The following is a 15,151-nucleotide window of genomic DNA, read 5'->3' as shown; positions in this document are numbered from 1 at the left end:
GGGTGGGGGCGTGGAGGCGGGCGGGTGGAAGTGGATGTCCCCGTGGATGTCCCGGGCCTGCACGCTGGGACCATGGAGTACGGAACCGCCACGGATGACGTTGGTCGTCGCCGCGGGTGGTGGTACGGATGGCCGTACGGGTGGCGGTGTGGTTGCGGGGCAGGGGTGGTGGTGCAACCACTCGGTCAATGCCTGCCGTGTGGCCGTGTCGCGCGAGGCCAACGCGCTCAGTTTCTCGGCCAGTTCACGTCGGACCGCTGCGTCGGCCGACTGTCCCCCCGTGGTGTACGGGGGCCAGAGCCGGGTCACGGCCGGGTCCGCGCGGGCCGCGATGTCCACCACTCGGGCCAGATCGCGCCATGCGGAGGAATCCGGGTCGGCGTCACAGGCGGCCATGGCCGACAGCAACGCCTCTGATCCGTCCGAGGGGAAAGCACGCACGTAAGCAACTCCTTTCGGTTCCCGGGAGTCACTCCCCGCTCTGGACAGGATGCGAACCAATGCGGTTATTTATCGGTCAATCTTGAACTCATACCGTCTTCTTCTGGTCGATCGAGACAGGGGCGTGACACTCTCGAATGCTCGGCAATCACAGGTCCTACCGGCGGGAGGACGCTGGTGGAGTTCGAGATCAGGCTTTCGGGATCGGTGGAGATTCGGGCAGCGGGCCGCCGTAGCGATCTCGGATCCACAAAAACGCGGATGGCGCTCGCCGCCCTCGCCTGGGACGCGGGTCGTACGGTGAGCGTGGACACTCTGATCCACCGCATCTGGGACGAGCATCCGCCCGGCAAGGCTCGGGAAGCGCTGCACGCCCACATCTCAAGGATCCGGGGCTCCCTGCGGATCGCCGGGGCCGACGCACCCGCGCTCGTCAGTCACACGAACTCGTACTCCCTTGAGGTCGACCCGGACCGGGTCGACCTGCGCCGCTATACGAGCTGTGTCGAGCGGGCCCGTTCCCTCAGGGACAGCGGGGACGAGAAAACCGCCCTGCGCCTGCTCGACCGGGCGGACGGTCTCTGGCGCGGTGAACCGCTCACCGGGATCACTGGAGCCTGGGCCGAGCAACTGCGCGCCGCCATCGGTGAGACCGGCCTCGCGGCCGCGACGACGAGAGCCGAGATCCTCCTCGGCGGTGGAAGATTCCGCGACGCCGTTCTCGTGCTCCTGCCGTTGGTCGAGGCGCATCCTGTGGACGAGGCCCTTGCCGAACGACTGGCCATCGCCCTGCACGGCAGCAACAGGACGGCCGAGGCGACCAGACTGCTCCAGCGGACGCGGCAGCGGGTCGTTCGTGACATCGGTCTCGACGCCGGCCGCAGGCTGCACCGAGTTCATCAGGGAATTCTAACGGGGACCCCTGCGGAGGCTCTGCTCCCCGGATCCGGAGCCGGAGCCGGAGCCGGGTCGGGATCGAGACCGGGATCGAGACCGGGATCAGGCATCAGCTCCGGAGCCGGCTCCGACGAGAAGACCACCCCGCGGCCATCACGATGGATACCGGATAATCTGCCGCGCGACGTTCCGTGGGCCGGACGGCGCGATGAACTGCGGGGGCTCACCGCAGCGCTCAGCGAAGGGCAGGAAGCCGCGGACGTCGTCACTGTCGAGGCGATCCATGGAATGGGAGGTTCCGGAAAAACGGCCCTGGCTGTCCATCTGGCCCATCGGTTGAGGGACCGCTTCCCGGACGGTCGGGTCTTCCTTCACCTGGGCCACCTGGGCGGGCTTTCCGCCGACCGGACACCGCCGACACCGGCGCGGGCACTCACCGAACTGCTTCGGCTGCTCGGCATGACGACAAAAGAACTACCGCGCGAGCTGGACGAGCTGGTCGCCCTGTGGCGCTCTGTCGCGCGTGACCGCCGGATGCTGGTGATCCTCGACGACGCGACCTCCTCCGCCCAGATCCGTCCTCTGCTTCCCGGCGCCTCCCCGACAGCGGTCGTCGTGACCAGCCGCCGTCGGCTGCCCGGTCTGCCCGGGGTACGGCCGGTCTCTCTGAACGTGCTGCCGCCCGAGGACGCGGCGGCTCTGTTCGCGCAGCGACTGGGGAGAGAGCGCGACACCGACCCGTCGGACGTGGCGAAGATCGTCCAGATCTGCGGATACCTCCCGCTGGCCGTCGAGATTGCCGCGAGCCGGTTGCTCGCCCGTCCCTCGTGGACCACTTCCGATCTGCTGCGCCAGCTGGGCGGCGATGGTGGCCATCTGGCCCAACTACACGATCTCGAAAGAAAGTTGACCAACGTCTTCGCAGTCTCCTACGACGCGCTGAACGCCGAGCAGCAGCTGGTTTTCCGCCGTACGGCACTGCATGTGGGGGTGGAGTTCACTCCTCGGGCGATTGCCGCGCTCACAGGATTCTCACTGGAAACGACCGAACACGTACTTGAGGAACTACTGGCTCATTACCTCGTGTTCGAGCCCGTTCCGCATCGTTTCACCATGCATGATCTGCTCCGCGACTACGCGCGAGCGCTGCTCGACGCCGGGGACACCGATTCCGAGGACGATGTCCGACGGGCCGCACGACGGCTGGTGGATCACTACGTCCATACGGCGGACCGGGCGGACCGGCTGGCCTATCCGTATCGCTCACGTACGGATCTTGATGCCGGCGATCCGGACACCGCGCTTGCCGCTCCGCTGAGCCCGGAGATCGTTGACGCACAGGCGGCAGAACAGTGGCTGATTGCCGAGTCGGCCAATCTCCTGAACACTCTGGAGTGGTTCGTAAACCATGGCACAGAACAGCAACTTGCCGTTTCGGTCCATGTGTTGGCGGGCTTTCTGGACATGGAGGGGCACCTCGCCGCGGCTGAGCCGTTGCTGCGGCGCGCCGCAGCCCATTGGAGCGTCGCTGGTGACAGCGTGGCCAGGGCGCGAGCCCTGCTCGACCTCTGCGTGGTGTACACCCATGGCTCCCGCTACGACGAGGCGATCTCGGCCGCGCGTGCGGCACTTGACATCGCCAGATCGCTGGATGGCCGCCAGTTGGAGAGCGAGTGCATACACCAGATCTCGATCTCCATGTGGCACACAGGTCAGTACACACTGGCCAGATCGCTTCAGAAAGACTCCCTTAGTTTCCTCATGCAAACAGATGACGTGCTCAGGACGGCGCGATGTAGGAACTTGCTCGGGATAACTCACCTCCACCTGGCGGAGAACGAAGAAGCATTGGCTTGTTTCACCTCCGCTCTCGCCGATTTCACGGCAATAGGAGATGAGCGGGGGCGATATAGCGCACTTAATAACAAGGCGGAACTCTACAAGAGGACCGGCCGTCCAGAGGCTGCCGAAACTGCCTACCGGCAGGCGATGGTCGTGTCCGATCGGATGGGAAATCCGAGAGACAAGGCCACGCTTCAGATGAATATGGCATCCGTCATGGATGAACTCGGCAGGACGGAAGAAGCCCTTGACTTGTACGCCGCCGTACTGCCGGTGCTGATAGGCGTCGGGGACCGTCGCGGGGAGGCCATCGCGCTCACGCGAATCGGCAGGGCGTACCGTGCGGCCGGCCGCACGGAGGAGGCTCTGCAGCAGCACATGGCCGCACTTGAGCTGATACGCGCCATCCATGCGGTCGGGGAGGAATCGGACATTCTTTTCGACCTGGCCCTGGCCGAGCGAGACATGGGACACGCGGCTCAGGCTGTGGCTCACGCGGAGGAGGGTCTGACGTTGAGCAGGCGCATAGGGGCACCCGTCGAGGAAGCACGCGCCGAGGCTCTGCTGATTGAGCTCCGGGCGGAAGTTACTGCCCGGTCATTCGGAGCCGAGCAGCTCTGAGATCAACTTCTCCTGTCATACCTCTCACCCCGGCAGGGTGGGCGCTGTATGGTTTCGTCACGCAAGGGCGCCGGGGTCGGACAGTCCCACTCGCTCGGCCTTGCCCGCGCGCCAATATGTCGACCTCCAGCAGACGAAAGCCGGTAATGCGAAAGAAGAACTTTGGGCCGAGTGTAATTCGCGCCATGTGCATACTCACGTGCATTGCATACGCAATATACATGAGGGATTCGAGCCCGATCGCCTGAAACATCCGGTGTCCGGTCACGATACGACCGCCCACAGACACACAGAGGGCCGACCCCGGCGGGGATCGGCCCTCTGGAAGGTGTTGAGGCCACGGGCCTGCCGTCAGTCCGTGATCACCTTGTTCTTCGCGAGGCTCTTCGTTCGTGAAGTGACCGTGCTGCTCAGGGACTTGGCGGTGGTGGACACTCCGGACGCGTCGGCGCCCGCCTTCTTCGCCTGCGTGGTGAGGGAGGTAAGAGTGTCGAGTGCGTACCCCGAGGCGTAGAACTCCTGGTAGAGCTTCTTGTAGGCCGCGTGGTACGCGTCGTCGAAGGCAGCCGTCTCCAGGAACCGCTCCTTGAGGAGGTTGCCGCCCATGCCTCCGCCACCTCCGCCACCTCCGCCGCCGGGGCCGCCGGCATCCCCGGTGTCCTCGCCCTGCTGATCGCCCTGCTGGTCGCCTTGCTGGTCGTCCTGTTGGCCGTTCGCCGGAGCCTCGGGCAGTCCGGACGGTGCCCCGGACGGCATGCCTGCCGGTGCGCCCGAGGGCGCAGTGCCACCCTCCGTCATGCCGCCTCCGCCTCCGCCGCCCCCTCCACCCATGCTCGTACTGTCGTCGGGGCCGGTACTGGCGGTGCCGCTGAAGGTCAGGTTGAAGTCCCAGCCGAGGACGGAGAACTTCTTGGTGCCGAGGTCGTACCAGAGCACGTAGTTCTTGCCCGGTCCTGCCATGTCGTCGAAGTTCAGGATCAGGTTCTGCGTCGCCACGTACTCCGAGAAGGAGTCCACGTCGACGTACTTGTCGAGGTTCTCGGCGAACTCCTTGTCCGATGCCTGGTTGACCCACTTCAGGAGTCTCATCACCGGCGAGAGGTCCTGGCTGCCCTTGAGATTGAGCTGCTTGAAGGACTCCTCGTAGTCGGTGGGGTCGTCTCCCACGTAGTCGAAGCTGCTGCCCGCCCGCGCCTTGTACGCCACACCCGTGGTGCCGAGTTCTGAGTCGACGTAGTCCTTGCTCGGGTTCTCGACCATGAGCCGGGTCGCGACCGGACGGTTGTTGACCCGCACCGCGGTGAAGGCGAATTTCTCGGCCGTCTGGCCGGACTTCTTCATCAGGGACAGCGACAGGGCCTCGTTCAGGGGCAGGGAGTCGTCGGCGCCGGGGCGCAGCGAGAGCTCGCGGTGGCCCTCGTAGGCGCGGCCCTCGACGTACTCGTCGATGCTGATGAGCCAGGGGAGTTCCTCGGGCTTGGAGGCGGAGAGGTCGAACTGAGTCATGCCGCCTCCTCCGCCGCCGCCCGCACCTTCCGTGCCGCCGCCGCCCTGACCGGCGCCCCTGCCTCCTCCCATGCCGCCGCCGCGCAGGCTTTGGAGCGTGGAGTTGCCCTTGAGGCGGATGCCGACGTCGTTCAGGTACACGCCGTCGATGGTGAGGTCGGCCTTGATGTACTCCTTCTCGCCGTCGTCCTGGTACTTCGACATCAGGTCGTCGAAGTCGGTCTCGCTGTAGTCGAGTTGGATCGAATGCGTCCGTGAGTCGTCGAACAGGTCGACCGACCCCGCGACGTCGTCCGTGATCTCGTCCCCGTCCGCCGTGGATGCACTGGTGACGAAGGGGGTGACGCGTACGTCCCCGAAGAAGATCAGCAGGACCGACAGCCCCGCGGCGAGGCACCCGGCCGGCTTCCAGTGGTGGCGCAGCCGCAACGGGACGCGGTGCGCAAACCGCTTGCGGGGGGCGGTCATCAGAGGTCCGTCTGGTCGTAACCGGTCAGCACGGTCACGCGCTGCCCCATGGCGATCTCCTGGAGAGCCGCGACCAGTTCACCGGGCTCGTGGCCCTTCTTGATGCGGACCGTGTAGAACACCTCGGTCAGCGTGCCGCCGCGGATCGACTCCGTGCTCACCAGCTCGAACTCGTCGGTGTGACGCAGCAGGACGTCCTGGATCGCGTGGGTGTGGTCCTCGCCCGTGGGGACCTGGACCTTGACGACCTGGCGCTGGACGTTGAGCGCGAACCAGTCGAACTTGCTCATGGCCAGGATGATCAGGGCGATCACGGTGCCGCCGACCGCGGCGAGCGTGTAGAAGCGGGCACCGCACGCCATGCCGACGGCCATGGCCAGGAAGATGAAGCCGACGTCCCTGGTCTCCTTGACCGCGTTGCGGAAGCGAACCACCGACAGGGCTCCGACGAGGGAGAAGGCGCGGGCCAGGTTGGAACCGACGACCAGCATGATCAGAGCGACGATCATGCCGACGATGACCAGCGTCTGCACGTAGGACTGGCTGTAGGAGACGTTCTTGTGCGTGGCCCGGTAGACGTAACCGATCATCGTGGAGAGCACGAAGGACAGCGTCATGGCGAGGACGATGTCGGTGACGCTGAACGTACCGCTGAGGTCTTGCAGGTCGAGATTCACGAGCGGGATGCCTCCGTGGGGCGGTGCATCGTGGGGGATGCGGGCGTGGGGGACGGTGTGGGGTATGCGGGCGCGGGAATGGCGAGGTTGTTGCTGCTGCCGGGCGCCGGCGGGAGGCCGGTTTCCCGTACGCGGATGTCGTCCTCCCGTATGTGGAAGACGGACCTGGGGGCGAGCCCGAACGCCTCGATGCTCTGGACGTACTTCGAGACGCGTACGAGGCTCAGGTTGCGCCTGGCCGCCAGGTCGGTGATCCAGTACGGGGTGCGCTCGTTGACCTTGACCTCCATCACCGACATGCGCGGCGGGATGATGAACCGGTTCTCGGCGTCCGGCGTGCCGAGGTGGAAGTCGCGGTCGCGGCCGCGGATACGGCGGTCGAATGTGACCCGCAGTCCCGTGTCCTGGTCGCGCCCGACCAGGGCCTCACGCTGGTAGCCGGTGATGGCGGTGGGCTGGAGGTTGAGCCTGACCACGAGTTCGAGAACCTCGTTGACGAAGGAGTTCTCCTTCGCGGAGTGCTCGATCAACTCCCGCTCGTCGCACAGCTTCCGGGCCGTGGCGTACGGCAGGGTGATGCGGCGCTTCTGGGTGACCCGGTTGACCCGCTGCTTGATCTCCACGCAGACCGAGGAGTCCTCGGTGATGCCGTCCAGGTCTCCGTAGTGGCGGATGCGCAGCTTGCGGCGGAACTTCAGCCCCTCGATCTTCTCCCAGTAGAAGCGGAGTTGAGGAGTGTCGTAATACAGGCTCCATACGCCGTAACCGCCCACGGGGCTGTGCGGGTCGCGGTCCATGCGCTCGCCCAGTTCGTCCCGGATCAGCGCCGCCTGCTCCACCGGCACCAGGTATTTGAGCTCGTACCGGTTGAAGGCGTGGAGTCTGCTGGCTACGCGGAGGGCCTCTTCGCCCGCGAACTGCGGTTGCGGGGGTTGCGGCGGCCTCCCGGCCCGCACGGGCGCTTCATGGCCGCGACGCTTCAACCAGCCAGTCATGACTTCCCTTCAGACGATCGGCGATCAATCTCATCCATGTAAGAAACAAGTAAGAGATGAAAGCCCAATGAGGGATGTCTCGGAACTCCGTTAGTACGGAGACTGAACTTGAGGTGAACGCAAGCGAACGAACGCAGATGAGCGGACGAAGGTGCCGTCCCCGCAGGCAACCGCTCCCGGCAGCCCGCACAGCACGAAGGACCAGGCCGAGTGACCTGGTCCTTCATGCTCTACATGTTCTACGTGTTCTGCATCTACGCGCTGGGCCGGCCGGGATTCCTCGGTGACTACCAGCGGGCCGTGGCCTGCGCGGTGACCCGCTGGATGGCCTTGACGGCGATGTCGGGGCGGTCGCGGTAGATGTAGTGGCCGCTTCCCGCGGCGGTGCTGAGGCTGCTGCGGCGGGAGAGCCCGAGCCACTCGTGCTGGCCCTCGGACCACATCTGCTCCAGGGCGGGCCTGTAGTCGGGGACCTGGGAGTACTCGGACTCGTGCTTGATGATCTGCACCGGGATCCTCCCCGCGGAGCGGACCTTCACGTCGTCGATGACGAACTGCTCCGGGTTCTGGCCCTCGTTCCCCGCGATGGCCCCGGCACGCATTTCGGCCGCCAGGCCGGTGGCCGACTCGGGAATCGCCTTCGAGATGCCGGCGGTCAGGGCCGGGATCGTGGCGTCCATCAGGACCAGGCCCTTGACCTTGTCCCGGTGGTCGGGGGCGTACCGGGCGGCGATGTAGCCGCCCATCGAGTGGCCGGCCAGCACGACCGGGCGGTCCCCGGTGATCTGGTTCAGCACGCCCGTGAGGATCTTGGAGCTGTCGTTGATGGTCTGGATGCCGTTCGGCTGGTCGCTCTCGCCCTCGCCGAGCCGGTCGTAGGAGCAGACCCGGTTCTTCTTGCTCAAGGTCTTCTGCAGGCCGGCCACCGAGTCCAGCCCGTCGCCCGCTCCGGCCATCAGGACGACGACCGGCTTACGGGCCGCCGAGTGGCCTGAGCAGGAGACGTTGACCGAGTAGCCGTCGACACGGATCTTCTTGGTCCCCGAGAACGAGTCGCCGTGACCGTGACCGTGCCGCGCGGTGGTGGCGGACGTCGTCTGCATCTGTCCCTGTGTCTGCGTCTGTGCCTGTGCCTGCGTCCGAGTCTGCGCCTCGGCGGTGACCTCCCCGTAGCCGACGATGCCCGCGCCTGCCACGGCGCAGAACGTCGCGGCCACAGTGGTTGTCTTGAGCGTGCGGTTCATGAGGGCCTCCGAGAAGACAAGGGGAAGACAGAGAAGACGTAAGAATCAGGAACGCGGTGGGTGTGAGGGCCTCTTCAGGTCCTCGTCCCGAGTGCGTCGGCGACAACGCAAACGCTACGGATTCGGCGGCCCCGGATCGTCACCCCGCAGAGGTCTCTCGCGCGTAGCTCGCCCGGGGGACAGCGGGCGAACAGACGCGGTCGCCGACGCGGTCAGCAGCGAGACGGACTCCGGGAACCTCGGGAACTCAGGGCCTGGCGCGTGATCATCGTTGTCGCGGACACGTCCGGCCTTCTGGCCGCACTCGACTCGACGCATCCGGAGCACGAGGCGGCGAACGAGGCGATCACGTCGGCCGGCCTTCTCGTCATGTCCCCGCTCCTGCTGGCGGAGTTCGATCACGTGGCCACGCGTGGGCTCGGACGGAAGGCCGCGCTCAGCGCGATCGATGACCTGCGGCGCTGGATGGGCCGGGGCCGGATCATCGTGCCAGAGATCACGGAGGACCACTTGGGCGCTGCCCAGTCGGTCCGAGTCCGCTACGGCGCGCTCGATCTGAGCCTTGCCGACGCGGTGAGCGTGGCGCTCGCCGCCGACTACGACACCGACGTGATCAGCCGAGAACACCGTCGCACTCGACCCACCGTCACACTCGAACCACCACCGCCCTCCACGAGGGGGACGTGGAGGGCGGCGGTGGGTGTGGAGGAGGGGCGGGTCGGGCGTCAGCAGGCGGCGCGGGCCTCGGCGGTGGCCTTGAGGTCCTTCAGCCAGATTTCGAGGCCCGCGCCGAGCGCCTCGGTCGAGGCGGGGACGTCGGCCTCGGCCTGGGCGCCGGTCCAGGTCTCCTCGGTACGGACGAGGACGCCGCCCTTGACCTTGGTGAAGGTCCACACGTGGGTTCCCTCGTCGATGTGGATGCCTTCGCCGTCGGCGGGCCCGGTCCAGCGGACGCAGTGGTTGCGCTGGAGGTTCTGGACGGTGGAGGTGATCTCCAGGGTGGTGGCGGGCGTCGAGGGGGTGGCGGGCACCGGCGTGGTCCACGTGAAGGACGAACCCGTACGCAGGGGGCCGGAGTCGAGTCGCTCGCTGGTGAGGACCGCGTCCTGCCAGGACGGCCACTGCTCGACGTCGGTCTGGGTCTTGAAGACGGTGCTCAGCGGTGCGTCGATCATGACCTCGGACCGGTAACGGACACGGGCGTCGGGGTCCACGCCCTGCCCGCGGCACTCGACCGCGGGGGTGTGCGCCGGACTGGAAGTGGCCGGACCGGAAGGGGCCTGACCGGAAGCGGCCTGGGCGGGCGAGGCGGTGGCTGTGAGGACGCTGCCGGCCGCGGCGAGTGAGAGCGCGAGCGCTGCGAGGTGCGTACCGAGGCGGGGGCGGGTGGCGTACATGGGATGGGTTCCTTCCGTAAGGACGTCGAGACGATGTGCTTGAGCGACCCAAGCTTACGACCGTAAGGCTACGCACGTAAGCTGTACTTGGCAAGGGAGGTGCTCGTAAGCTTTCCCTCGTAAGGTCACGAGTGGTCGGCGATACGGCTGACCGCTCAAGCCATCGGGGCCCGCGTCGTGCTCTGCCGGCTCGACCCGCTGCCCACGACCTCTACGGAAGGAGCGGAAAAAAACATGAACCCCAAGCCGGTCGGCTTGGGGTTTCCGGTGGAGCGGATGACGTGACGAGAATCGAACTCGCACCTCTCAGCCTGGAAAGCTCCGGTTGTCTACGGGGGGGTTGCCGGACTGAACCGCGGCGCAGCGGCGACGGACCTGCGTGGTGGCCCGGCCGCTGCCTGCACCGAGCCGTTCCGGCGTGGATCGCGAGCCGCGGGTCTGTTCAGCTGAAGGGAACGGCGTCCGTGGGGGCGGTGTGCCAGTTGGTGACGATTGGGTCCGAGACCGTGATGGTGTCGACCGGCAGGGAAACCGGGTTGGGGTCGTTGTCACCCACGCCGACGATGATGCTGTCCAGTTCCTTGCCGCCGTCTTCGTTGCTGCTCTTCGGGTTCACCCCGGCGTACGCGGTGGTGCTCCCACTCAGCTTGATCTGCTCGCCGACGGACTGCTCCGCGGGACCCGCCTGGGTGCCGTCGGATCCGAACGCCACGGTCGGCAGCGCGGCGGGCAGGTAGCAGGTGATCCCCGACTTCGCCTTCGCCATGACCAGGATGTATCCACCGGCCTGCGTCTCGGACTTGGTGCTCCAGGAGATGTCGTTGGCGCCGCAGGTCTGCTCGACCGGCACCCGCTTGCCGTCGCCGGTGTCGACGCCGGAGCCGGAGTCGGAGCCGGAGTCGGCCCCGCCCTCGCTTGCCTCGTCCTTGTCCACCGGGGTCGACGTGGCGGACGAGTCGGCCGGGGCGGACGTGGCGGACGACGAACTCTGCGTGGCGTCGGTGTCCGCGGCCTTGTCCGTGTCCGTGTCCTGGCATGCGGTCATCAGCATGGCGCCGCTCACGAGAGCTGCGGAGACGAAGAAGGCCTTGCGACGGTTGCCGAACATGAAATCCCCCTGGTAATCGGTGGTTGAGGCCGAAGCGGTTTCGGCTTCTCGTTGCTTGCTTGCTTGATCACTATGAGGGGGCCGCGAGCCGAAAGGATCCCCGCGTCGTCGTTCCAGAACAACGCTGTCACCGGCCGGTGACATGATCACGAGGAGGTCAACCATCGAGGCCCACTCCGGCCCGTCGCCGTACCGCCTCAGTTCGGCCGAGCTGGGTAAATCGTTTCAATTTTGCCTACCGGCTCTTTTGTCCCACCCGTTGACCTACCTTCTGGGCGCCACCTAGCCTCCGAGCCACCCGAATGAAACCTTTCATCAGCCCGAGGCCGCCCATGTCCAGTCACCTGTCGCGCCGAACCGTCCTGCAGCTGGGGGCCGCCGCGTCCGCCGCTGTCGTGCTCACTGGACCCGCACCCCAGGCGTCCGCCGCCGCGCCGGGCAAGGGCGGGAGCGGGGGCAAGGGCGCACCCCCCGCGCCCACCGGCCTGCTGACCGACCTGTTGCCGCAGGGCCTGGGCACCGCCGCCGGACAGCGGCCCCGGTTCAGCTGGCAGGTCCCCGACTTCGGCCCCGGCACCCGCCAGCGCGCCTACCAGCTGGAGGTCGCCACCACCCCGGACGGGTTCGGGAAGCACCACGGCAAGCACCAACTGGTCTGGAGCAGCGGCAAGGTGACCGCCGCCGAGTCCACAGCGGTGGCTTATGGCGGGCCGGCCTTGAAACCCCGTACCGCCTACTGGTGGCGGGTCAGCAGCTGGGGAGACAACCGGGAGGAAATCCGGGAGGAAACCCAGGGGGAATCCCGCGGCAAAACCCGGGAGGAATCCCGCGGGGAAACCCGGGAGGAATCCCGGGGAGTCAAGCGGTCGTCGTGGTCGGAGCCCGTGCTGATGGCCACCGCCGTGGAGGACGAGTGGCAGGCCGAGCCCATCTGGGCGCCGGCCGGGCCCACCATGACGGACGGCACCTTCGCCACCCGCCTGAAGATCACCGCGGTGGCCGGGGGCCTGTGGTTCCGGGCCACCGACACCGCCAACAACTACATGTGGCAGCTGCGCGCCGACAGCACCGCCGCGGTGCTGCGCAAGCACGTGTGCGTGAACGGCACGTACAGCGTCCTCGGCGACGTGACCCTGCCCTTCCCGGTCGCCACCGGCGAGTGGGTCGACCTCTCCGTCACCCTGACCGGCGCCACCTTCACCACCAGCGTCAACGGCACCGTCGTCGACACCACCACCCACACCCGCTACACCTCGGGCGGCATCGGCCTGCGCAACGGCCGCACCGAGTCGCAGGTGTACGACAGCGTCCGCTTCACCGCCGCCGACGGCACCGTGCTGCTCCAGGACGACTTCGCCTCCGACCGGGGCACGTTCGCCGCGGGCACCGTCGCGAACGGCGTCCTCACCTTCCCCGCCGGCGCCTCCTCGCTCTCCTCCTACGGCGCCGACGACACCTGGGCGCTGCTGCGGCACGAGTACGACCTGGCGCCCCGCAAGAAGATCGCCGCCGCCGTGCTGCACGTCGCCGCCACCTCCCCCGGCCCGGCCCGGCAGTACGTGGCCAAGGTGTGGAGCAACGGCAGCCTGGTCGGCTACGCCTCGGTCCGCTCCGGCTCCGGCGTCGCGTACCAGTCCTTCGACATCACCGGCACGCTGCGCGCCGGCCGGGCCAACGCCCTGGCCGCGCTGTGTCACAGCACCTCGCAGCGAAAGTTCCTGGCCCAGCTGGAGATCACCTACACCGACGGCAGCCGCGCCACCATCGGCTCGGGCGGCGACTGGAAGGCGCGCCGCCAGGCCGGTCTGCTCCCGGCCCGGGGCAGTGCGGGCAGCACCTTCTTCACCGCGCCCCAGGAGTACTGGGATCTGCGCAACGAGCCGATCGGCTGGACCGAGCCGGGCTTCGACGACGCCGCCTGGCTCACCCCCGCCCCTCGCTCCGCCATCGACGGCCTGGTCCCCGCGCTCATCGAGCCCGTACGACTCCACGACGTCACCCCTGCCTCGGTGACCCGAGTGGCCGACGGGCGCTGGCTGGTGGACCTCGGCCGGGAGATCGCCGGCGGCCTGGCCCTGGAGGTCGACGGCAACGCGGGCGACACCGTGGAGGTACGCCTCGGCGAGGAACTCGACGCCGACGCCGACGCCGACGAAGCAGACGGCACCGACGGCACCGACGACGACGCCGACGACGCCGACGACGCCGACGACGCCGGCACCGTGAAGTACCAGCTGCGGGCCACCAACGTCTACCGCGAGGTGTGGACCCTGCGCGACGGCGCCCAGCGCTTCGAGCACTGGGGTTACCGCGGCTTCCGCTGGGCCGAGCTGCGTACCTCCGTCGACCTGTCCCGGGCGACCGTCAAGGGCCGCGCCTGGCGGCTCGACTGGGACGACTCCGACTCCTCCTTCAGCAGCTCGGACCCCGATCTCGACCGGGTCTGGGACCTGTGCCGCTACTCCATCGAGGCCACCCGCGGCGACCTCTACCAGGACACCCCGACCCGGGAGCGCGGCCCCTACGAGGGCGACGCGCTGATCAACCAGCTCTCCGAGTACGGCGTGCAGCGCTCGTTCGCGCTCGCCCGGTGGTCCAACGGCTACCTGGTCCGCCAGGGCACCTGGCCCACCGAGTACCGGCTGATGTGCGCGATCTCCGCCTGGGAGGACTATCTCGCGACCGGCGACGACCGGCAGCTCGCCAAGGACTACGCCCTGCTCGCCGCCAAGAACCTCACCTCCTACCTGGGTTCCGACGGCCTGGTCCACAAGGCGCCCGGCAACTCCAGCCAGGACCTCGGCGACCTGGTCGACTGGCCCGTCACAAGCCGCGACGGCTACGTCTTCACCAGCGTCAACACCGTTGTCAACGCCTTCCAGTACGCGGCCTTCGACGCCCTCGCCAAGTGCGCCGCCGCCCTCGGCGACAACGATGAGACGACGCTGATGCGGAAACGGGCCGACACCCTCGCCGCCGCCATGCGCGACACCCTGCTCGACACCTCGGCGGGCCGGTTCCGCGACGGCGCGGGCACCCCCCACAGCGCCCAGCACGCCACCGCCTTCCCGGTCGCGCTCGGCGTCGTAGGCACCGATCCCGGCACCGCCCATAGCACCGACCTTGACGACGAGGTACTGGCGAGGATCGGCGACACCCTCGCCGCGGGCGGCATGAAAGTGAGCGTCTACGGGGCGCAGTTCCTGCTCGACGCGTTGTTCCGGCTCGGCCGTGCCGATGCCGCGCTCGCGCTGCTCACCTCCAGGGCCACCAACTCCTGGCTGCACATGATCGACGACTTGAAGGCCACCATCGTCACGGAGGCGTGGGACCCGTCGCTGAAGCCGAACATGACCTTCTCCCACGCCTGGGCCTCCGCCCCCGCCAACGCCGTGGCCCGGCACGTGCTGGGCGTCCAGGTCACGGAGGCGGGCGCGGCGGGGTTCCGGGTCAGGCCGAGAACCGGGAAGCTGACCGAGGTAGACGGAACGGTCCCATCCCTGCGCGGCCCGGTCTCGGTCTCCCTGCGCCGCGCCAAGGGCACGCACTCCCTCAAGGTGACCCTGCCGCCCAACACCCGCGCGGTGGTGGAGTTGGAGATCGGCGACGCCGACCCGGCGGCGTACCGGGCGGCCATGACCACCGCAGACAGGGACGGGCACGGCCACGAACGCGTAAACGTACACGCGACGTCGTTCGAAGACCTGACCGGCACGGTGCTGCGGGTCGGCCCGGTCGGCTCGGGCACCACGGTGATCGCGCTGCGTGGGTAGGCGAGGACGGGAACGGGAACTGCAAGTGGAAGGGGAACTGCAAGTGGAACTGGAACGGGGGAGGCGGCGGGGGCTCAGCGCACCGGGAAGCCGAAGGTGTGGCCCTCCTCCTTGAGCTGAGGGAGGATCCGGCGCAGGGCCTCGACGGTCTCGGCGCGGTCGCCGCCCGCGTCGTGGAAGAG

General features: G+C 67.8%; 8 protein-coding genes and 3 pseudogenes. 3 read left to right on the top strand and 8 right to left on the bottom strand.

Annotated features, from left to right (window positions below):
- Positions 1-441, bottom strand: a pseudogene (locus AOK01_RS43415) (tetratricopeptide repeat protein); the annotation flags it as partial.
- Positions 442-618: 177 nt separating this feature from the next.
- Here AOK01_RS43415 and AOK01_RS07720 point away from each other — a divergent pair.
- Positions 619-3,801 carry an AfsR/SARP family transcriptional regulator gene (locus AOK01_RS07720; RefSeq protein ID WP_055509828.1) on the top strand — a complete coding sequence of 1,061 codons (3,183 nt, stop codon included), beginning with the start codon at positions 619-621 and terminating at the stop codon, positions 3,799-3,801.
- Positions 3,802-4,152: 351 nt separating this feature from the next.
- On the opposite strand, the gene AOK01_RS07715 is transcribed toward AOK01_RS07720, so the two are convergent.
- From AOK01_RS07715 to AOK01_RS07700, 4 genes are all read right to left on the bottom strand, one after another.
- Positions 4,153-5,775, bottom strand: coding sequence for a CotH kinase family protein (locus AOK01_RS07715; RefSeq protein WP_055509826.1), 1,623 nt, complete (start codon positions 5,773-5,775; stop codon positions 4,153-4,155).
- The gene (locus AOK01_RS07710; protein ID WP_055509824.1) at positions 5,775-6,452 is read right to left on the bottom strand and encodes a DUF4956 domain-containing protein; all 678 of its coding nucleotides are present in this window, start codon (positions 6,450-6,452) and stop codon (positions 5,775-5,777) included. The genes AOK01_RS07715 and AOK01_RS07710 overlap by 1 nt, the downstream gene beginning before the upstream one ends.
- The gene (locus tag AOK01_RS07705) at positions 6,449-7,447 is read right to left on the bottom strand and encodes a polyphosphate polymerase domain-containing protein (RefSeq protein ID WP_055509822.1); all 999 of its coding nucleotides are present in this window, start codon (positions 7,445-7,447) and stop codon (positions 6,449-6,451) included. The genes AOK01_RS07710 and AOK01_RS07705 overlap by 4 nt, the downstream gene beginning before the upstream one ends.
- A 287-nt stretch (positions 7,448-7,734) precedes the next feature.
- Positions 7,735-8,691, bottom strand: coding sequence for an alpha/beta fold hydrolase (locus AOK01_RS07700; protein ID WP_055509820.1), 957 nt, complete (start codon positions 8,689-8,691; stop codon positions 7,735-7,737).
- Positions 8,692-8,952: 261 nt separating this feature from the next.
- On the opposite strand from AOK01_RS07700, the pseudogene AOK01_RS40700 reads away from it, so the two are divergent.
- Positions 8,953-9,333, top strand: a pseudogene (locus tag AOK01_RS40700) (PIN domain-containing protein); the annotation flags it as partial.
- Positions 9,334-9,416: 83 nt separating this feature from the next.
- Here the strand turns inward: AOK01_RS40700 and AOK01_RS07695 are convergent.
- A complete protein-coding gene (locus AOK01_RS07695; RefSeq protein WP_055509818.1) occupies positions 9,417-10,088 on the bottom strand; it encodes an SRPBCC family protein in 672 nt (223 codons plus the stop codon).
- A gap of 442 nt (positions 10,089-10,530) precedes the next feature.
- A complete protein-coding gene (locus tag AOK01_RS07690; RefSeq protein WP_055509816.1) occupies positions 10,531-11,196 on the bottom strand; it encodes a DUF4232 domain-containing protein in 666 nt (221 codons plus the stop codon).
- A gap of 332 nt (positions 11,197-11,528) precedes the next feature.
- Here AOK01_RS07690 and AOK01_RS07685 point away from each other — a divergent pair, with 332 nt between their 5' ends.
- Positions 11,529-14,969: a family 78 glycoside hydrolase catalytic domain gene (locus AOK01_RS07685; RefSeq protein ID WP_055509814.1), complete on the top strand. Its 3,441-nt coding sequence runs from the start codon at positions 11,529-11,531 to the stop codon at positions 14,967-14,969.
- Positions 14,970-15,043: 74 nt separating this feature from the next.
- Here AOK01_RS07685 and AOK01_RS44780 read toward each other — a convergent pair.
- Positions 15,044-15,151: pseudogene (locus AOK01_RS44780) on the bottom strand (polysaccharide deacetylase family protein); the annotation flags it as partial.

Source organism: Streptomyces aurantiacus (assembly GCF_001418335.1).
Taxonomy (GTDB): domain Bacteria; phylum Actinomycetota; class Actinomycetes; order Streptomycetales; family Streptomycetaceae; genus Streptomyces; species Streptomyces aurantiacus.
This window is presented reverse-complemented; position numbering and strand designations above follow the sequence as displayed.

Bases quoted from the DNA above. Each gene is read 5' to 3' on its own strand.
- AOK01_RS07715 (WP_055509826.1), bottom strand. From the start codon at position 5,775: ATGACCGCCCCCCGCAAGCGGTTTGCGCACCGCGTCCCGTTGCGGCTG.
- AOK01_RS07700 (WP_055509820.1), bottom strand. From the start codon at position 8,691: ATGAACCGCACGCTCAAGACAACCACTGTGGCCGCGACGTTCTGCGCC.
- AOK01_RS07685 (WP_055509814.1), top strand. From the start codon at position 11,529: ATGTCCAGTCACCTGTCGCGCCGAACCGTCCTGCAGCTGGGGGCCGCC.
- AOK01_RS07705 (WP_055509822.1), bottom strand. From the start codon at position 7,447: ATGACTGGCTGGTTGAAGCGTCGCGGCCATGAAGCGCCCGTGCGGGCC.
- AOK01_RS07690 (WP_055509816.1), bottom strand. From the start codon at position 11,196: ATGTTCGGCAACCGTCGCAAGGCCTTCTTCGTCTCCGCAGCTCTCGTG.
- AOK01_RS07695 (WP_055509818.1), bottom strand. From the start codon at position 10,088: ATGTACGCCACCCGCCCCCGCCTCGGTACGCACCTCGCAGCGCTCGCG.